Below are 20,470 nucleotides of genomic sequence, written 5' to 3'. Positions count from 1 at the left end.
GCACCGGTTTATTTGGTTGCAGGGGTTTCCGGTGTATTGGTTTTTCCGAGGCTGAACGTAAGCGGTACATTGCTACCGGCAGGGGATACCCGAATGTATCCCGACATTTCCTGGTGCAGCGCGCTGCAGAAATCGGTACAATAGAACGGAACGACGCCTGTTTTTTCGGGTACCCATTTCAGTGTTTGCGTTTCACCGGGCATGATTAGCAATTCCGCGTTGTCGGCGCCTTTCACGGCAAAGCCATGCGGAATGTCCCAGTCCTGCTCCAGGTTGGTGATATGGAAATACACTTCGTCTCCCAGCTTCACCCCTTCGATATTGTCCGGCGCAAAGTGAGAACGTATACAGGTAGCGTATACATGCACTTTGTTGCCTTCGCGGACTACCTTGGCGTTGGATTCTCCTTTTGTTACATAAGGATTGGTATTGTCATCCAGCTTGAAGAATTTGACGGAGTTCTTTGCAATGAGATCTGCTGACACTGCCTGTGCATAGTGCGGTTCACCGATGGTGGGGAAGTCGAGGATCAGTTGCATTTTGTCGCCGCTGATATCGAAGAGTTGTGCGCTCTGCGCTAGTTCAGGTCCGGTGGGCAGGTAACGGTCCTTGGTGATCTTGTTGTATGCGATCACATATTTTGCATTGGGTTTTTTGGTGTCGCCGCCTGGAATGCAGAGGTGACCGATGGAGTAGTAAGTAGGGGCGCGGTCCAGCACTTTGAGGTCTTTAATATTCCATTTTACAATTTCAGAGCTCACGAAGAAAGATGTATACGCATTTCCTTTTCCATCGAACTCGGTATGCAATGGTCCGAGGCCTGGTTTTTCCACTTCTCCGTAAAGAGCGGCTTCGTATTTCACTACAGGGATGCCATCGTATTCACCTTCAAAAGTTTTGTTGGTGATGGCTTGTTGCAGTTTGGTGAAGGAGAACACGGGGATCAGTGCAGCCAGTTTACCGCTGCCGACAATGTATTCACCGGAAGGATCAACATCGCAACCGTGTGGAGATTTGGGGCAGGGGATCAGGTAGCAGATATCTTTCAGCACTTTTGGATCCAGTGAGATCACTTCGTTGAGGATCTCTGATTTTGAAGTGTGTGATTTCTCGTCGTAGGTATTGTGTGCATAACGGACTGCCTTCTTCGTTCCCTTTCCTGCTTTCAGGTATTCTTCTGCTTTTTTCCAGTTCACGGCAAGGATAAAATCTTTGTCGCGCTGTGAAGCGTTCACCTCCAGCAAGGTGTTGGCTTGTTCAGAATTATAACAGCTGAAGAAGAACCAGCCGTGGCTGGGGCCTTTACCGGCGTGACTGAGGTCGAAATTCACACCCGGTGTTTCCAGTTGGAAAGCGAGGGAGAGGCCGCCGGTGTTCTTGTCTACGCTGATGAAGCTGATAGTGCCTTTGAAATTTTCCTTGTAGCTGCTGATGGGCACATCTGTATTGTCGCCCATAGGAACACTGAAGCGGGTGCCTGCTACTACATACTCCGTGTTCTCGGTGATGAAGGGAGAGGAGTGGTTACCTGCGCTGTTGGGCAGTTCGATGATCTCGGCAGTGCGGAAGGTCTTGAGGTCAACCCTGGCAACGCGTGGGGTATTGTTGCCATTCACGAAGATCCAGCGGCCATCGATCTCTCCATTGGTTTGTGAGAGCTCTGTGTGGTGGAGATCGTCCCAGGGAACGAATCCGTGGGATGTGTTGAGCATGGGTTTGGATTCTTCGCTGTAACCATAACCTTTTTCCGGGTCAACGGAGAATACGGGGATCACACGGAGCAGGCGGCCTGACGGTAATCCATACACGGAAAGTTGTCCGCTGAATCCGCCGGAAACGAAATTGTAGAATTCGTCGTACTTGCCCGGGGCTACATAAGTTTTTTCGGCGGCGTTGCCGCTTACGGCATTGCCGGCGTTATTGGGTTTGCAGGCATACAACAGGACGGCGGCCATGGACACCTGCAACAACCTGCTGGTAAAATGATCTGATCTCATATGATTTGATTATGTGTTATTTTATTCCGTCGTTCTTTCTCATGAATTCATATATATTTCTCGCTTCTTCGTCTGTGAGATTCTGGTTGGGCATTTTCACGAGACAGATCTCCAGCATGGCCTGCGCCTTTGGATCTTTTTGCAGCATCTCATCCGGGTTGGTGCTGAAGTTCATGATCCATTCAGGTGTGTGACGGGCGGTAACGCCTTTCCATCCCGGGCCAACGAGTTTTTCATCATTGAGTTTGTGGCAGGCGGCACATTTCAGGTCGTACACTTTTTTCCCGGCCTCGGCCATTTTTACATCCAGGTTGGCGGGTATGTCCACTTTGGTGAACCTGCCTGCGCCTTTGGCCGTATCATAAGCAGGAGCAGCAGTACTTTCTTTTGCCGGGCTATCTGACGGCGCACTGTTCTTGCTGGTACTCTCAGCACAGGCGTAGATCAGTAAAGCAAGACCGGCAACAATGGTTAGCTTTTTCATTTCCATGTTATTTAAGTGATAAATACACAGCAAGAGTACAGGGAATAAAAACGGAGCTTTATGATCAGGATCATAAATTTTCGAGGTGCTGTTCCGGGTCATCCGGAGGTGGAAAAAGACTGACTGTGATCAATAGGGCAAGATGGGGGAAAATGCCCTGAAACTTAATGCAGGATGGATATTTTGTAGAATTGAGTTGCTGGTCCCGAAATTGCAATATGACAAAAGTCATGTATATTACGGTACAAAATCATCCGCCCCGATATGCCCGCTCGCTAGCTTTGAATCCACAATCGCATAATATGATGATAGACACCAACCTGCTGCTCAATATGGGCGCCAGCTTCAAGGAAGTTCAGCGCAATGAAATCATCTTCATGGAAGGCATGCAGGCCAGCTTTTATTACCAGGTGGTGCGCGGGAAGATCCGGTGGGTGAATGTGAATGACGAAGGGCGGGAATTCATCCAGATGATGGCGGAAGAAGGAGAATCATTCGGCGAGTTGCCACTGATGGATGATGAGCCCTATGCAGCAACCGCTATTGCAGATGAGGATACCACCCTGATACGCCTGCATAAAAGTCATTTCCTGCAATTGTTGAAGGAGAACCCCGAAGTACATTTCGCGTTTTCAAGATTGTTATCGCGCCGATTGCGCCTGAAATTCTTATTGATCAAAGAAATGGCCATCCGTTCTCCGGAGCAAACGATCATAGCATTGCTTCATTATTTCAGGGAGAACAATAAACATACCTGTCCTGAATGCAATCGCGTTAAGCTCACCCGTCAGCAGATTGCAGACATGACGGGCCTTCGCGTGGAAACCGTGATCCGCGCGATGCGTCATTTGCATTCAACCGGACAATTGCTGATCGAAAAAGGGAAAGTATATTGTTCAAAATGATCTCGATCATAAAATGCCGTTTCATACTGGCGTTCCTTTGCTGTACAGTATTCCTTCTGTATGCAAACATTTTACAACACCTGGTCCCGGAGAGCATTGCTGAACCTGCTGATCGTAGCATTGGCCGGTACATTGCTGCGGTGTAAGATTCTATGGCCGATCCCTGTGCTGGATTACAAGAACCTCATGCACGCGCACTCACATTTCGCATTCAGCGGATGGGTGTCACTGGCGCTCTCTGTTGCCATTGCAGGCATCATGAATTTACCGGAACAAAGGTTAAGAGCTTATCAGCACGCTTTCTGGTTCCTGGTATTGTCTTCCTTCGGCATGCTGCTGAGTTTTCCATTCGGAGGATACAATATCGTTTCCATCTTCTTCTCCACTTCTTCCATTTTTGCCGGTTGGCATTTTGCCTGGTTATGCTGGAGAGACCTTTCCAGATCTGATCTGCCGGCAACCGTGATCAAATGGTTCAGGGCTGGACTATTATTTTATGTGCTGTCGGCAGTTGGTCCTTTTTTCCTGGCCTGGCTGATGGCAACTGAGAATGTGCACCAGCAGTGGTATATCGGTTCTGTATATTTCTTCCTGCATTTTCAATACAATGGCTGGTTTGCCTTTGCGGTGATCGGATTGTTCCTGGCGCTGTTGCATATACGTGGTATTGCATTTCCTGCCAAAGCTGCCAGGATTGCTTTCTGGTTGCAGGGTATTGCCTGTGTGCCTGCCTTCTTCCTGTCTGCATTATGGATGCAATTGCCTGCTGTACTGTATTGGCTGGCGGTAATGGCTGCCATTGCCCAACTGGCAGCACTTGTGATCATACTGGGAGGAATGATAAAATGTAAAACGAAAATCATTTTCTCTTTTGATTCCGTGCCGCTCCTGCTCTGGGGAATCGCCCTGCTGGCTTTTTGTATGAAGACAGTGATGCAGTTCCTGTCTGTGTTTCCCGATCTCAGTTACCTGGCATTCGGATACCGGCCCGTAGTGATCGGTTATCTGCACCTGATATTGCTGGGCTTTATTTCCCTTTTCCTGTTGGGCTATTTGTTGCAGCAAAAATATATCAGTAATGTTTCACTCAGACCTGTGATTGGTATTTTCTGTTTTGTGACAGGCGTGATCCTGAATGAATTCTTTTTGTTTGTGCAGGCGCTGGCATCTATCGGCGGAACCAGTTTTTCAATGGCTGCTTATTTCCTTTTGTTCGCTGCGCTGTTGATGCTGTCCGGTATTTCAATTTTATACTATTCTCAACTGAACAATAATCTTTTCAAATATGGAATATCCTCAAACAAACAGCGGGGACCAGCCGCTTCAACAAGGTGAGCAATGTTCTGTCAGTAGTTGTACACCCGGTGAAACCGTGGGAGAGATGGTGACGAAAGACATCAGTAAAGCTGCGGTGTTCACGAAGTATGGCATCGATTTCTGCTGCGGCGGCAAGAAAACGCTCAGGCAGGCCTGCTATGAAAAGCAACTCGACTATAACCAGGTAATGCAGGACCTCAGCCAGTCCGGTCAACTCCTGCATACAGCCAATCTGCCCTATCATCAATGGCCACTTGATTTCCTGGCGGAATACATCGTGAATGTACACCATAACTATACAAGGGAAAAATTACCCGAGCTCAGCGCTTATGCTTCCCGGGTAGAATCCAAACATGCCGGCAAGAACCCTGAGCTGGCAGAGATCAGATCCCTGGTTACGGAAATTGCCCTGGAACTGGGTACGCATCTGCAAAAAGAGGAAAATGTTCTTTTCCCGATGATCACCCAATTGAGCAAAGCTGCGATAAGCCATGGTCCTGCACCCAGGATGGGCATGGGTATCGAGCATCCTGTGAGCAGGATGATCCTGGAACATGAACAGGCCGGAGCCATCTTGCAAAAGATCCGCGAGCTCACCAATAATTTTACGCCACCGGAATATGCCTGTATTACCTGGAAAGTGTTTTACCAGACACTGGTCGCTTTTGAAGCAGACCTGCATGTGCATATCCATCTTGAAAATAATATCCTCTTCCCCGGCGCATTGAAGCTGGTGAATGCTCAGTGAGGATTTGTCCATTCTTTTTTGTTGTGTTACGTTCCAGCCTCCGGGTTAGCCGGAGGCTTTTGTTTTTCGCGTAATGGAAAGGCCTTTCATGAATTACATCCGATAGCGGCATCCCAATTTCCCGATCTCGTAACTACTGCTTTTCAGTTGCTTCTACATTTGCGCAAATTTTCCGAACATATGTATAGCCAAACTCTCCGGCTGCTTTTGTTAACGATCAGCATCCTCAGCTTTATTCCCGGTTTTGCCCAGGACAAACCAGGCGGCATTCAGGGAACCGTAATGTCTTCAGACAATTATCCTGCTTCCAACGTAAGCGTGGTGATCAAAAATACCAAACTGGGTACAGCCACCGACAATGACGGCAACTTCATTTTTGCCAGGCTGAAAGCCGGTGAATACACCCTGGTGGTATCGCTGGTGGGTTATGAAACCCTGGAACAAACAGTAAAAGTGGAAAACGATCAGATCTCCAAACCCGTATTCACCCTGCAATACAGCAATAGCCAGTTGCAAACGGTGATCGTTACGGCAGGCACCAATAAATTCCTGGTAAAGAAAAGTTCCACTGTTGCCAAGATGCCTTTGGCCAACCTGGAGAACCCGCAGGTGTACAGCAGCGTTTCAAAAGAACTGATCAAGGAACAGATCACTACCGATTTCAGTAATCTTGTAAAGAATGCAACCGGTGTGTACAAAGTGAGCGCCAACCGTGGTATCAATACAGACGGCGCTACCTACTATAGCCTCCGTGGTTTCAGAACGGAAGTGAGCATGGTGGATGGAATGCCTACTCAAACCAATGGCGAGATCGATCCTGTGAACGTTGAGAAAGTGGAAGTGTTGCGCGGCCCTTCCGGCACTTTGTATGGCGGCGCTGTAACTTCCTTTGGTGGCGTGATCAACCTAATCACCCGCAAGCCACAAAAGAATTTCGGCGGGGAAGTGGCTTACACTACCGGCAGCTTCAACCTCAACAGGCTTACAGCCGATGTGTACGGACCTATCAATAAAGATAAAACCCTGCTCGGTCGCGTGAACATGGCCTATCAAAACCAGGGATCCTGGCAGGACGCAGGTTTCAGGAAATCTTTCTTCGTGGCGCCGGCGCTGGAATACCATGCCAGCGAAAAGCTGACCATCAACCTGAATGCAGAGATCTATTCCTCTGAATTCACAACGCCTTCTGCGATCTTCCTGAACAGGAGCCGTCCTTTCCAGGCGCACAAACCCGAAGAACTCGGTTTCAACTTCAAGCGTTCCTATACTAATAACGATATCACGATGAAGAATCCCACCGCTAACCTGAGGGCGCAGTTCCAATACAAGTTGTCGGAGGAATGGACTTCACAGACCATCATTTCAAACAATACCCGTGAGTCGAAAGGGTATTACCAATACCAGTTTGTCCGCAAAGCCACCGATGATACCCTGGAAAGGAATATCTCTTACCAGAACACCATGAATGCTACATTCAACGTGCAGCAAAATTTCGTGGGCGATTTCAGGATCGGTAAGCTCCGCAACAGGTTGCTGGTAGGACTGGATTATGTAAATCAGAAGCTCAAGAACGATAATTCGCCTTATATCGTTTTCGATTACGTGAATGCCCTCAATCCTAACGATCCCAACTACGCGAAGATCAACAGGATTGCGGTGGATGCGAAGATCGCGGCCAGCACAGCCAAAGGCGTTCGCAATACCAACAGCGCTAATATTTACAGCGCCTATGCTTCAAACGTGCTGAACATCACGGACAATCTCTCCGCTATACTGAGCCTTCGTGTGGATCGCTTTGAAGGAAGGGGAACCTACGATTATGCAACGGATACTCTTGTAGCCAATTCCCGCTATGGTCAAACGGCTTTCTCTCCTAAACTAGGACTGGTGTACCAGCTGATCAAAGACCGGGTCTCTGTTTTCGGTAACTACATGAATGGTTTCGCTTATACAGCGCCGTTTGCATCGCCCGTTCCTGAGATTTCCGGCGTGCTGAAACCCCAGCAGGCCAATCAATGGGAAGCTGGTGTGAAAGTGGATCTCTTCAACGGTAGATTGAACCTGACTGCCAGCTACTATGATATAAAAGTGGACAAACTGGTGCGTGATGACCAGGTTGCTTTGAATGGTACTACCTACAATATCAAGGTGCAGGATGGAACACAGTACAGCAAAGGATATGAAGTGGAACTGATCGCTAACCCATTCAGTGGTCTCAACCTCGAAGCGGGTTATTCTCATAACGACAGTAAATTTGTGAAGGTGCAGGACAAGAACGTGCTCGGCAGGAGACCTGCCGGCGCTGGTCCTGCCGATCTCGCCAACCTCTGGATCAGCTACGGTATCCCCACCGGAAAACTCAGGGGATTGGGCGCGGGATTCGGCGGTAACTATATCGGGGATTTCATGACATCGAACTCCGCAGTTACAGGCGTGTTCACGCTTCCTTCCTACACACTCCTGAATGCAACTGTTTTCTATGAAACAAAATCTTTCAGGCTTGGTGTAAAACTGGACAATATCACAGACGAATTATACTTCGCTGGTCAGGGTGTACTGGCTGCGCAAATGCCCAGGTCAGTGATTGCAAACATTACTGTGAAATTTTAAAAGAGCTTTTACGTTCAGCACTTCAACCGGCCTGGAATTCTTTCCGGACCGGTTTTTTCTTGAACTGATCAAAATCATATGCCTCGCTTCCCCTGATCATAATGCACACACAATCTGCCGGCTAATTTTGTGCTGTTATGATCAGTCCAGTCATCTCCTCCCTATTACATAAATACGACGTGCCGGCGCCAAGGTACACAAGCTATCCCACCGTTCCTTACTGGGATTTTTCTACACTTGATGAACCGGCCTGGAAACAGCAGATTGCAGAAACTTTCACAAAGGAACAAAGCGAGATCAGTCTTTACATGCATCTTCCTTTCTGTGAAAGCCTTTGTACTTTCTGCGCCTGTAACAAACGCATCACAAAGAATCACGGAGTAGAAGAACCGTATATTCAAACTTTATTGAAAGAATGGGAATTCTACCTGAAAATATTTCCCGGTAAACCCGTGATCCGCGAGATCCATCTCGGCGGCGGAACGCCAACTTTTTTCAGTCCAGCCAATCTTTGGAAACTGATCCACCAGGTCACCAGCTCTGCCATTATAGCCAATGACCATGCTTTCAGTTTTGAAGCACATCCCAACAATACCACGGAACAGCATCTGCAGGCCTTATCCGGCGCAGGTTTCAACCGCATCAGCGTTGGTGTGCAGGATTTCGATCCCGCAGTGCAACAGGCAATCAACCGGATCCAGAGTTTTGAAAGAACGAGGGATGTGATCGATAAAGCCAGGAAGCTGGGATACGCCAGCGTGAATGTTGATCTCGTTTATGGGTTACCGTTTCAAACAGAAGAAAGCGTTGGTAACACCATCGGCAAAATATTACAACTGATGCCAGACAGGATCGCTTATTACTCCTACGCGCATGTTCCCTGGAAAAGCAAGGTGCAGCGAAGGTATACCGATGCTGACCTGCCAACTGCCGCGGAGAAGCTGACCATGTACCAGCGGGGCAAGGAAATGTTGATGGCTGCGGGGTATATTGCTATCGGTATGGATCATTTTGCCTTACCCGGCGATCCACTGCTGCTTGCTGCCGAAAATGGAAAACTAAACAGGAATTTTATGGGCTACACCACCACCAGTTCCAAACTCATTGTAGGACTGGGCGCATCCGCCATCAGTGATGGATGGGGCGCATTCGCACAGAACGAAAAAACCGTTGAAGCATATGAACAAAAAGTGAATGAAGGCAGGCTTCCTATCGTTAATGGCCACCTGCTGACGGAAGATGATCTCCTGATCCGGGGCTATATTCTCGACCTGATGTGCCGCCATGAAGTATTGCTGAGTTATCCTGCTTCCGATCCCACCTGGATGCCTGCTGTGAAAGAACGCCTGCAATCACTGATAGAAGACGGACTGGTGGAAATGAAGGATGAACAAATCATAGTCACGGATACCGGCAGGACCTTTGTAAGAAATATCTGTGCAGCTTTCGACGCCAGGCTGCATGCGGCCAAAAGCGAGAGCAATGTATTTAGCAAAGCGATCTGATTTGAACCTGATCGAGTTTCAGTAAATTTATAGTAAATGGATTATTATGATGTATCAGCATAAATACAGGACTGCAGCCGAGGCTGTTCAAGTGATCAAATCAGGGCATCGGGTATTCGTGCACGGTAGTGCGGCAACTCCCCTGCACCTGGTAAGGGCCCTGCTCAACCGGCACGCATCACTTGAGGATGTGGAACTGGTAAGCATTACCACGCTCGGAGACCTGGACCTGATGCGCGAAGAATACCGCAACAGCTTTTTCATGAACTCGCTCTTCGTGTCGGCCAATATGCGCGAAGTGGTGAACAAGGGCAGGGGCGATTATGTTCCGGTATTCCTGGGACAGATCCCGCAATTGTTCAAAAAGAAGATCCTGCCGATCGACGTGGCGCTGATACAGGTGTCGCCACCCGATAAGCATGGGTTCTGCACTCTGGGCACTTCTGTGGATATTGCCAGGTCGGCGGTGGATACTGCTGCCTATGTGATCGCACAGGTGAATCCGTTGATGCCGCGTACGCATGGTAACGGTATCGTACATGTGAATAAGATCGATGTGCTGGTAGATCAGACCCAGGAACTGCCGGAAGTGAATTATTCCACCAATACAGATGATGCAGGCTCACGGATCGGCGAGCATGTGGCATCGCTGATCCCTGATGGAGCAACATTACAATTGGGTATCGGCAATATTCCGGACCAGGTGCTGAAAAATCTTCGCGGGCATAAAAATCTTGGCCTGCATACCGAAATGTTCTCCGATGGCGTTGTACCGCTGATAGAAAAAGGAATAATAGACAACAGTAAAAAGAAACTGAACCCCGGTCGTTCCGTGACTTCCTTTCTCATCGGCACCAGGAGTCTGTATGATTTTGTGGACGATAATCCTTCCATCGTGGTGATGGATATCGGTTATGTGAACGATCCCGGTGTGATCCGCCAGAATCCGGCCGTGACTGCAGTAAACAGCGCCATCGAGATCGATCTTACCGGGCAGATCTGCGCAGACAGTATCGGCACTTATCAGTATTCAGGTATCGGTGGACAAATGGATTTCATGCAGGGCGCCAGCATGTCGGAGAATGGGATGCCCATCATTGCCATGCCTTCCACTACACGTAAGGGTATTTCCCGCATCACTCCTTTTTTGAAAGAAGGCGCTGGCGTGGTTACTACCCGCGGGCATGTGCATTGGGTGGTAACGGAGTATGGCATTGCCGATCTCTTCGGAAAGAATATGCAGCAAAGGGCTCAGTTGCTGATCGGCCTGGCGCATCCGGATCACAGAGAGATGCTGGATAAAGCCTTCTATGAAAGATTCGGGAAACGGTCCATGCGCAGCGCGAGAAATTCCTGAAGAATTGAATCGGAGGCTGCCCAGTCGCTCGCCTCCCGGCGAGTGACCTGTATTTGTTCGCCTCTGGCGAACGCTGTGTCGCCGGAGGCGACGGAATAAAAGTCACTCGCCGGGAGGCGAGCGACTGGGCAGCCTCCGATTGAAGATAAGAAGCTCTTATCTAACCAATACTTTCAATACTTCTTTCTTATCATTTGATTTCACATGCAACAGGTATACGCCTGGTATCAACTGTTGCTGTTTGAGATTGTTCCATTCAAGGAACTGAACGCCTGCCGGCAGTTGTTTTGTCTGCGTCATTACCAGCCTGCCGCTGAGATCAAATAAACTTGCCTGCACTGTACCAGCTTTTGATTGCACGATGCGGATACCCAGCCTGTCGGTAACAGGATTCGGGAAGCTGCTTACTTCCAGCGTTTCTTCCTTCGGAGGGGCCGCCAACAGTGCCGTTCCGCAACCTGAAGAATTGTAGGCAACGCCACCCAGTGTGGATGTTTTATCGATATTCATCTTCTTCGCATACATATGGAAGGTATTGTAGAATACATCGGGAACGCCATCGTTGGTGGTATCCCTCACGAAGTACACATTACAGGGATCATTGGAAGCTGTGAAGTATTCATTGTACCGGAATACCAGGTTGGTTTGTCCGAATACAAAGGCCGACATGATATCAGACAAAGAAGTGATCTCATTTTCCTCGAAAGTGATATTCTCTGCCCGGTTCACCACTATCTCCGCCCAGCGGTTGGCAGGATCGAGAATGCCATACCTTCCCTGTGTACGGAGGTAGAGCGCAGAATCGATATGGTAGTTGTTCTGGATGGTATTCCATTTGATCACACTGTTGGTGACCCTGGAAGAGAAATTATTACTGCCGATATAGATCCCGGAACCGAGATTATGATACAAAGTATTCTCTTTCACGAGATGGCCGGTACCAATACTGCTGTCCTGTTCATTACCAACGGAGATGCCTACCCCATTTAGGTAGCTGTCGTTCCCTTCCACCGTGATATTCTTCGAGCCATCGAGATAGATGCCTGCTGAAATCGCGATAGGAGATAGACACCTGTACACTTCATTGTCTTTGATCAATCCATTTCTCGACTGGTTGTTTTCCGGTAACAAGCCGAGGTTATTGGTGAGTACCCATTTGTAGTTGCCTGCGGATACGATGCCGATATTGGCGATATCATACACTTCATTGCCGATCACGCTGAAAGTATCCACGTTGCCGTTGATGGCGATGGCTTCTGCATAACCCGGCACGATATCATGCACAGTATTGTTTTCGATATTGAGGTGCGTGATGGGCGTGTTGGTGGTGCCCAGTACACTGATGGCGCTAAGCACATCGGTGGGACCGGGATTCTTGATCTTGTTGGTATCGCGGCTCCATTGCATGTTGTAGATATCGTTATTGCGGATATCGATATGACCAGCAGCGCCGGTTACGATAATGCCATAGCGCACATCTTTCAAGCCTCCTGAAGTGAGCGTGGAGTCATTTTCGAGGTTCTCGATATTCAGTCCATCGATGCGGATGTATTTGGCGCCGGAGATGGCGAAGATGAAAGCGTATTTCGCGGTGAGCTGGCTGCCATCGATCACCACCTCTTCCGTTCCATAATTTTTGATGGTAAGCCATTTGCCATTGACGCCGCGGTTATCGCCGATCCAGTAACCATTCGTAACAGGATAGTAGCGGCCCTCACGGAGATAGATTGTCAGGTTGGAATCCAGCAGGGTGGCGGGAATGGTAGAGAAATCATAACCCGCAACATTAAGCGCAAAGCTCAAGGTTTGCCAGGGATTGGCTTTGGAACCATTGCCCGTGGCATCGCTGCCCGTGGTGCTTACATAGAATTCTGTACGCGCCTGCTGAAGGATGATGTTCACCAGTGAGCTATTGGTCTGGGTGATATTGCTGGTATTGCCCGTAACCAGTACCAGGTCGCCAACACCTGGTGCGATGGTATTGAAACCGGTGTTGTTGATCACAATATCGGAAAGCGCAGTGGAGCTGTCGCCATTGATGCGGATGGGCACCATATAATCAGCGCCGGTAGGGTATTTGGCTTCAGAGAGATCGGTGTTCCAGCTCATATTCGTGAAATGGCAATCCTGCAATTCAACATACTGGCATTTGCCGCTCATGAACACGCCGAAGCCGGTGATGCCATTGAGATTGGCGAAGGTGAGCCCCTGGAGCTTGATGTATTTCGCATTCACGATGCTTACCAGGTTGGAGAAAGGCGCTGTTTGCAATGAACCGTCGATGATCACCTGCTCATTGTTGTAAGCTTTGAGAATGAAATAATGTCCGCTATTGCCGCTGCGGTCTGCACCAATATAGATAGGAGTGCCCGCAGCGAGAGTGTAAGTGCCTGCGCGAAGATGCACAATTACATCCGTGCTGTCTACATTGCCCCACCAATAAATGGCGGCGGTAAGATTGTTCCAGGGGCTGCCGATGGAACCATCGCCCATGGTGGGCGCATTGATATCAACATAGTACTCTCTCGGCGCTGCCTGCGTGACGCTGCCTGCCAGCAGGAAACAAAGGATCACAGAAATCGTAAATTTCATAACATACATTTTTTTGTTTGATGAATGAATGTGAAGTGACCTGATGGGTAGGAGAACTGCTGCTGATACCAAAATAGCCAATAACATCAATCCACAAAAAACACAACCGGTTGTGTGATTTTATTTCACACAACCGGTTGTGTAGCACCGTTGGAATATCAACGGTTTGTATGTTAATTATTTACTGATACGAACCACCAGTTGAGAAGGAAGGAGGATATTGTGATAGGTAGGTTTCTGCTCATCGGCTTCAGCGGCGGGACTTTCAAGCAGGTTCAGCAAGATCTCGGTAGCTTTTTCCCCCTGCTGATAAGGGAACTGTTCGATGCTGGCCATCGGCGGATGATCCATATAATTACAGATGGCTTCATTGGCAAAGCTGATGAAGCAGATGTCTTTATTGATTTTCACTTTTGCTTTTTTCGCCTGCTGGATGGCGTCCATCGCCACATAATCATTGAAGGCGATGATGGCGTCCGGCCTGCGTTTCAACGATAGCAATGCTTGTGTGGCCACAATATTCCCTTCCTGCGTGAGATCGGAATACACTACATAGTCGGGGTTGGCTTTGATGCGGTTCTTCTTCAATGCATTTTCGAAACCCTGCAATCGTTCTTTGCTGGCAGGCAGATTGCCGGGACCATTGATAAGGGCGATATGTTTATGTCCTTTCCTCACCAGGAAGTTCACGGCTTCTCTCATGCCTGATTCAAGCTGACTGGCAATGTAATGGATATTGTTCATGTTGGGGATCCTGTCGAAGAACACAACAGGGATCTTGTTCTTCCGCAACATTTCAAAGTGATCGTAATTGGTGGTGTTCTTGGAAATGGAGATCAGCATGCCATCCACGCGATGGTCCTTCATCGTTTCCACGATCCTTTTCTCGCGGCCTTCATCATCGCGCGATTGTCCCAATAACAAAGTGTAATTCTTGTTGTAGGCAACATCTTCGATACCGCTTACAATGGAAGAGAAGAATTCATGAGAGATGGAAGGCAGCACCACGCCCAGCAGGAATTTTTTTCGTTGCTTGAAATTGATGGCAGTGAGGTCGGGTTCATAGTTGAGCTCTGCCGCCAGTTGCTGCACCCGCATCTTCGTTCTCAGCCCGATACTGGCATGATTACTGAGCGCACGGGACACGGTGGACTTGGAGATATTCAGTTGTTTGGCAATGTCTAGTATTGTTGTTTTCCTGGATTCCATATTTGCAGCTTCTCACAATAAATATACTGAAAATAAGCCTGCTGAGATCTGGCAGGAGCCGGTCCGGTTTGCCATTCATCAAAACAACCGGTTGTGTAAAATAATTTCAAACAACCGGTTGCAAAAAAAATGAATCGCGGAGACCTGTATTTTGCATCAACACAATTTTCAACTATGGACCTGAAATTTGAAAACCAGGTGGCAGTGATCACCGGAGCCGCATCTGGATTGGGTTTGGCGATAGCGCAGCAGTTGGCGCAATATAAGGTGAAACTGGTATTGATCGATAAGAACAGGGAGCTTTTGTTGCAGGCCACTCATCGATTCGACGCAGACAAACACGCCATCGATATCACTGATGAACGGGCAGTTCAACAACTGATGGAAGATACGGGAAACCGGTACGGCCGCATCGATATGCTGGTGAACAGCGCTGGCATTACGGGCATCACCAATACCAAAAGTCATCTCGTGGAATCTGACAACCTGCGCGCAGTATTCGACGTGAATTTCATGGGTAGCTATCATACTTCCAAATATGTATTGCCCTGGATGCTGCGCAACAACTACGGCCGTGTGCTACATGTTGCCAGCATTGCAGGGAAGGAAGGGAATGCAGGTATGCTGGCTTATTCCGCATCGAAGGCTGCAGTGATCGGCATGACCAAGGTGCAGGGAAAAGAATATGCAGAAACGGGTATCACGGTGAATGCGCTGGCGCCTGCCGTGGTCCGCACTGCCCTGGTGGATGCGATGCCGGAAGAACAGGTGAAGTACATGACAGACAAGATCCCGATGAAACGGTGTGGCACACTCGAAGAAGCGGCAGGTATCGCCACTTATATCCTGTCGCCCCAGAACAGTTTCACCACCGGTTTCACTTTCGATCTGTCCGGGGGCCGCGCCACTTACTAATTCAATCTGTTGACATGAAAATATTGTACTTCAAAAAACAAAACAGGTTGCATCCGGGCATACTCACGGAGCAAGGAGTTTTTGACGCAGACGCTTACCTGCAACGGAACCAACAACCAACATTCAATGGTAGCCCGCTCAGGAATGAAGACCAGGCCACGCTCCGCAGGCTGATGGTTGAGGCGCAGGGACTGCCTGAATTCTTTTTACCCCTTTCCTCCCTGCAGGTAGCGAGCTGCATTCCCAACCCGGGTAAGATCATTTGCATCGGCCTCAATTACAGGAAGCATGCTATAGAAAGCAATATGCCGATCCCGGAATCGCCGGTGGTGTTTTCCAAATTCAGCAATACGCTTACCGATTTCGGTGAAGCAGTTCCACTGGGCAATACAGGTGTGCAATTCGATTATGAAGTGGAGCTGGGCGTGGTGATCGGCGCAGCATGTAAAAATGTAAAAAGAGAAAACGCCCTGCAATATGTTTTCGGGTATTGCGTGGCCAATGATCTCAGTTGCCGCGACCTGCAATTCAAAACATCGCAATGGCTGATCGGCAAAACGCCCGATAAGTTCCTGCCGCTGGGGCAATACCTGGTCACTGCCGATGAGATCCCGGACCCGCAGCAACTGGAGCTGACATGTTCTCGCAACGGTGTGATCCGGCAACGATCCAATACGCGCGATATGATCTTTACCGTAGCGGAGATCATCGAAGAGCTGAGCCGCTACATGACGCTGAGCCCCGGCGATCTCATCCTCACCGGAACGCCCGAAGGCGTGATCATGGGACTACCGGAAAAGAACTGGCTGAAGCCGGGCGACAGGGTGAGAACGGAGATCGAACAACTCGGCTATACGGAGAATTTCATGATCTGAGCACCGGACGGTCTGCATTCGATACAAAAAATAGAAAACAGAAAATCACTACTATGAAACAGGAGATCATTCACCCGGAAAATGCCGGGAAAGGTTTTAGCACCGGCGCTTATTCCGCCGCCGTGGAGATCGATGGCTGGGTATATGTGAGCGGGCAGGGCCCCATCGATTTCACCACCAGTGAATTCAAACCGGGCAGCATCGAAGAAGAAACAAAGCTCACCATGCACAATATCGAAAGCATTCTTCGTGCAGCCGGATGCAGCATGAATGATATCGTGAAATGCAATGTGCATTTGTCGGACATCAATTTCTTTCCCGGCTTCAACCAGGAATATTCGAAATGGTTCACCGGCGTGAAACCCGCGCGCACCACGGTACAGTCGGGACTGGGCTACAATATAAAAGTGGAGATCGATGCCATTGCGCGGAAGCCAAAGGCCCAATAACACTAACCCATTAAACAGTCATCATTATGGAATCAATGATTGATCCGCAAAAAATGCCGGTTGGCGTTGTTGGATTGGGGTTGATGGGTTGCAGCATCACCACCTGTCTCCTGATGGCCGGTCATCCTGTTGTTGCGGTGGCGCCGTTGAAAGACGATCTCAAACATGCGTCCAACAGGATTCATGAACATTTACAAACATCGAGGGAAGAGAAGCTTACACCCTGGCCGCCGGGTTATTTCCTGGGCCGGCTCAATATCACGGAAGATTATGGTTTGTTGTCCGGTTGCGACCTGGTGATCGAATGCACGATAGAGAACCTGTCCATCAAAGAATCCGTGTATAAAAAAATTGAAGCAGTGATTTCCCCGGATGCCCTGTTGTGCAGCAATACTTCTGCAATCCCCATCAGCATCTTACAACAACATACGCAATATCCTGAGCGTTTCTTCGGACTGCATTGGGCTGAGCCATCGCATACCACCCGTTTCCTGGAAGTGATCTGTGGGGAACAAAGTGATGTGAGCAAAGGGGAACAGCTCTATGAAATATCGCAGCAATGGGGAAAAGAGCCAACGCTGGTAAGAAAAGATATCCGCGGTTTCATTACTAACCGTCTCATGTATGCGATGTACCGGGAAGGCTTCCACCTGGTGGAGAACGGCTATGCCACCATCGAAGATGTGGACCGCGCCTGCCGCAACAATGCCGGTTACTGGATGACGTTGGTAGGCATCTTCCGCTGGATGGACCTTACCGGCATACCTGCTTATCATACGGTGATGAAAGATCTCTTCCCAACACTCAGCAACAACCAGGAAGTACCGGAACTGATAGACAAAGTAGTGAAGGAAGGAGGCAGGGGCGTAGCCAATGCCAAAGGCTTTTACGAGTACACGCCTGAAGAAGCGAAACTCTGGGAAGAAACGTTCATCCGTTTCAGTTATGAGATCCGCGAGCTGGCCCTGCGCTATCCTGCCGACATCGTGAAAAAACAACTGGCCGCAAAACAACAAGCTTCCATCTGATATGCAATCCCCATTGATCATAGACGCGCATCTGGACCTGGCCATGAATGCCCTGGAATGGAACCGCAACCTGCGAGAGCCTGTTGAGGAATTGCGCAAGCGTGAAGAAGGGCTCACAGACAAACTGGATCGCAGCAAAGGAATGGTCTCCCTTCCCGAATTGCGAAAGGGAAGGATCGGGCTGGTGGTGGCCACGCAGATCGCCAGGTATGTGGATCGAAACAGCACGCTCCCCGGCTGGCATTCACCCGAGCAGGCATGGGCGCAAACCCAGGGACAGCTTGCCTGGTACAAAGCGATGGAAGCCGCAGATGAAATGATACAGATCCGCAACCTGAATGCGCTGGAAGCACATTTATCATACTGGGAAGATGAACAGGTCCCCGATGAAACTAAAAAGATCGGGTATATCCTCAGTCTCGAAGGAGCGGATTCCCTCATCGATCTGAGCTATCTCGAAAGAGCCTATGCTTATGGCCTCCGTGCATTAGGACCTGCGCATTATGGTCCAGGCCGTTATGCACCGGGAACGGGCATGGAAGGGCCCCTCACCGGTATGGGAAGAGAGCTGGTGAAGGAAATGGATAATTTACGGATGATCCTCGACGTTACCCATCTTACCGATGAAGGCTTCCACCAGGCGCTTCAAATTTTCAAAGGACCTGTATGGGCCAGTCACCATAATACCCGCACACTGGTGCAGCACCAGCGGCAATTATCAGATGATCAGATCAAACAATTGCTGGAGCGCGATGCCGTGATCGGCGGCGTACTGGATGCATGGATGCTCACCAATAACTGGCAGCGCGGCATCTCCGACCCGGAAAAAGAAAATGTAAACCTGCACAAACTGATCGATCATTACGATCATATCTGCCAGCTCGCGGGAAATAGCTTACACATCGCTATCGGCAGCGACCTCGATGGCATGTTCGGAAAGGAGCAGGCGCCCTCTGACATGGACACCATCGCCGATCTCCAGGAACTGGCGCCGCTGCTGCGCATGCGCGGATACAGGCAGGAAGACATCGAAAATATCTTTTACAGGAACTGGCTTCGCTTTTTGCGCAAAGCCTGGGCCTGATCAATATTGAATCACCACCAAACTGAACTGTATGCAAAGACGAAAATTCATTTCCCGTATGGCTGCTCTTGGCGCAGGTGTTACCCTGCTTCCTCAAACGGGTAAATCATTTTTCCATACCGATAAGAAAGCGGCACTCGCCTTCATTGGCGTGGGCATGCGTGGCGCCGGCCTGTTGCTGGAAACGGTGAAGCAGGGCAACAGTAATATCGTGGCCGTTTCTGATATCGATCCCAAAGCCATCGAAAATGTAAGGAAGATCATGAAAGAACACGGATTGAAAGATCCGCAATACTATACCGGCGAAAAGGATTTCGAGAAAATTGTACAAAGGGAAGATGTGGAAGGCGTGATCATCTCCACTCCCTGGGAATGGCATCTGCCAATGTCGGTAGCCAGTATGAAAGCAGGGAAGTATACCGGTTGCGAGGTATTGTCCGGGCTCACGGTTGCCGAGATCTGGGAACTGGTGAATGTACAGGAAAAGACCGGCGCCCCTTATATGATGCTGGAAAATGTTTGTTACCGTCGTGATGTGATGGCCATGCTCAATATGTCCAGGCAGGGATTGTTCGGGCAGATCACCTACGCTGAATGCGGCTACCAGCACGATCTTCGTGAAGTGCTTTTCAATGACGGCGTGAACATGATCGGCGGCGGTGTGGAGTTTGGTGAGAAAAGTACCAATGAAGCAAGATGGCGCACGCAACATTATATCGATCGGAATGGCGATCTCTATCCCACACATGGGATCGGGCCTGTTGCCAATATGCTGAACATCACAAGAGGAAATCAGTTTACACAAATGGTGGCGATGGCGTCGCCTTCGGCAAGCCTGCATAAATATATTGTGCAGAAGGGCGGCGCCAGCCATCCGAATGCAAAAGTGAAATTCAAATGCGGGGATGTGGTTACTTCACTGATACAATGCGCCAATGGTGAAATGATCAAAATGACCTTCGACACATCCAGCCCCAGACCTTATTCGCTTGGATTCAGGATACAGGGCACGGAAGGTATCTGGACGGACGATGCGCAGGGTGTGTACCTGCAACAACGCAGCCCGAAGCCACATGAATACGAACCCGTTGAAAAGTATATCAGGGAATTTGATCATCCTTACTGGAGTAAGTATGATGAAGTGGCCAATTCCTCCGGCCATGGCGGTATGGATTATTTCATCATCCGCGAGTTTGTGGATTGCGTGTTACATAAAAAACCTTTGATGATGGATATCTATGATGCCGCCATGTGGAGCGTGCTGAGCCCGCTTTCGGAAAGATCGGTCGCACAAAGATCAAAGCCTGTACTGATCCCCGATTTCACCCGGGGAAAATGGAAGCAGCGTACGCCGGTATTTGGGACGGGCATGGATTTCGGCATTTGAGCAGGGTA

16 protein-coding genes are annotated in these 20,470 nt (G+C 49.2%); 12 read left to right on the top strand and 4 right to left on the bottom strand.

From position 1 onward, the window contains the following. Positions 1-8: 8 nt before the first annotated feature. Positions 9-1,997: a Sec-dependent nitrous-oxide reductase gene (gene nosZ, locus D9Y29_RS06450; RefSeq protein ID WP_127126203.1), complete on the bottom strand. Its 1,989-nt coding sequence runs from the start codon at positions 1,995-1,997 to the stop codon at positions 9-11. 16 nt (positions 1,998-2,013) lie between these two features. Continuing rightward, complete coding sequence (locus D9Y29_RS06445) at positions 2,014-2,481, bottom strand: c-type cytochrome (protein ID WP_127126201.1); 468 nt, start codon at positions 2,479-2,481, stop codon at positions 2,014-2,016. 302 nt (positions 2,482-2,783) lie between these two features. On the opposite strand from D9Y29_RS06445, the gene D9Y29_RS06440 reads away from it, so the two are divergent. The 6 genes from D9Y29_RS06440 to D9Y29_RS06415 all read left to right on the top strand — a co-directional run bounded on the left by D9Y29_RS06440 (position 2,784) and on the right by D9Y29_RS06415 (position 10,923). Continuing rightward, positions 2,784-3,386 (top strand): Crp/Fnr family transcriptional regulator, encoded by a 603-nt coding sequence (locus tag D9Y29_RS06440; RefSeq protein ID WP_241237864.1) that lies wholly within the window; start codon positions 2,784-2,786, stop codon positions 3,384-3,386. 60 nt (positions 3,387-3,446) lie between these two features. Further along, positions 3,447-4,721 carry a hypothetical protein gene (locus D9Y29_RS06435; RefSeq protein ID WP_127126199.1) on the top strand — a complete coding sequence of 425 codons (1,275 nt, stop codon included), beginning with the start codon at positions 3,447-3,449 and terminating at the stop codon, positions 4,719-4,721. After that, on the top strand, positions 4,672-5,451 hold the full coding sequence (ric, locus tag D9Y29_RS06430) for an iron-sulfur cluster repair di-iron protein (RefSeq protein WP_127126197.1): 780 nt from the start codon (positions 4,672-4,674) through the stop codon (positions 5,449-5,451). The genes D9Y29_RS06435 and ric overlap by 50 nt, the downstream gene beginning before the upstream one ends. Before the next feature lie 180 nt (positions 5,452-5,631). Further along, positions 5,632-8,061, top strand: a complete 2,430-nt coding sequence (locus D9Y29_RS06425) for a TonB-dependent receptor (protein ID WP_127126195.1) — start codon at positions 5,632-5,634, stop codon at positions 8,059-8,061. A gap of 137 nt (positions 8,062-8,198) precedes the next feature. After that, positions 8,199-9,566, top strand: a complete 1,368-nt coding sequence (hemN, locus tag D9Y29_RS06420; RefSeq protein ID WP_206513732.1) for an oxygen-independent coproporphyrinogen III oxidase — start codon at positions 8,199-8,201, stop codon at positions 9,564-9,566. A gap of 46 nt (positions 9,567-9,612) precedes the next feature. Further along, complete coding sequence (locus tag D9Y29_RS06415) at positions 9,613-10,923, top strand: acetyl-CoA hydrolase/transferase family protein (protein WP_241237863.1); 1,311 nt, start codon at positions 9,613-9,615, stop codon at positions 10,921-10,923. 156 nt (positions 10,924-11,079) lie between these two features. On the opposite strand, the gene D9Y29_RS06410 is transcribed toward D9Y29_RS06415, so the two are convergent. Together D9Y29_RS06410 and D9Y29_RS06405 are read right to left on the bottom strand one after the other, a co-directional pair. Beyond that, a complete protein-coding gene (locus D9Y29_RS06410; RefSeq protein WP_164735288.1) occupies positions 11,080-13,515 on the bottom strand; it encodes a T9SS type A sorting domain-containing protein in 2,436 nt (811 codons plus the stop codon). A gap of 177 nt (positions 13,516-13,692) precedes the next feature. Then, the gene (locus tag D9Y29_RS06405) at positions 13,693-14,724 is read right to left on the bottom strand and encodes a LacI family DNA-binding transcriptional regulator (protein WP_127126191.1); all 1,032 of its coding nucleotides are present in this window, start codon (positions 14,722-14,724) and stop codon (positions 13,693-13,695) included. A gap of 174 nt (positions 14,725-14,898) precedes the next feature. Between D9Y29_RS06405 and D9Y29_RS06400 the strand changes: the two genes are divergently transcribed. The 6 genes from D9Y29_RS06400 to D9Y29_RS06375 are packed head-to-tail and all read left to right on the top strand — an operon-like array spanning position 14,899 to position 20,462. Continuing rightward, on the top strand, positions 14,899-15,639 hold the full coding sequence (locus tag D9Y29_RS06400; protein WP_127126189.1) for an SDR family NAD(P)-dependent oxidoreductase: 741 nt from the start codon (positions 14,899-14,901) through the stop codon (positions 15,637-15,639). A 14-nt stretch (positions 15,640-15,653) separates the two neighbouring features. After that, entirely contained in the window at positions 15,654-16,514 is an 861-nt protein-coding gene (locus D9Y29_RS06395; protein WP_127126187.1) for a fumarylacetoacetate hydrolase family protein, read from the top strand. 53 nt (positions 16,515-16,567) lie between these two features. Then, positions 16,568-16,963 (top strand): RidA family protein, encoded by a 396-nt coding sequence (locus tag D9Y29_RS06390; RefSeq protein ID WP_127126185.1) that lies wholly within the window; start codon positions 16,568-16,570, stop codon positions 16,961-16,963. A gap of 26 nt (positions 16,964-16,989) precedes the next feature. After that, positions 16,990-17,991, top strand: coding sequence for a 3-hydroxyacyl-CoA dehydrogenase family protein (locus tag D9Y29_RS06385; protein ID WP_127126183.1), 1,002 nt, complete (start codon positions 16,990-16,992; stop codon positions 17,989-17,991). A gap of 1 nt (position 17,992) precedes the next feature. Continuing rightward, complete coding sequence (locus tag D9Y29_RS06380; protein ID WP_127126181.1) at positions 17,993-19,075, top strand: dipeptidase; 1,083 nt, start codon at positions 17,993-17,995, stop codon at positions 19,073-19,075. Between the two features lie 31 nt (positions 19,076-19,106). Continuing rightward, positions 19,107-20,462, top strand: a complete 1,356-nt coding sequence (locus D9Y29_RS06375; RefSeq protein WP_127126178.1) for a Gfo/Idh/MocA family protein — start codon at positions 19,107-19,109, stop codon at positions 20,460-20,462. Positions 20,463-20,470 lie beyond the last annotated feature (8 nt).

The organism is Pseudoflavitalea rhizosphaerae (genome assembly GCF_003991355.1).
Classification (GTDB): Bacteria; Bacteroidota; Bacteroidia; order Chitinophagales; family Chitinophagaceae; genus Pseudobacter; species Pseudobacter rhizosphaerae.
The sequence above is the reverse complement of the archived record's forward strand: the minus strand, read 5'-3'. Positions and strand labels throughout refer to the sequence as shown.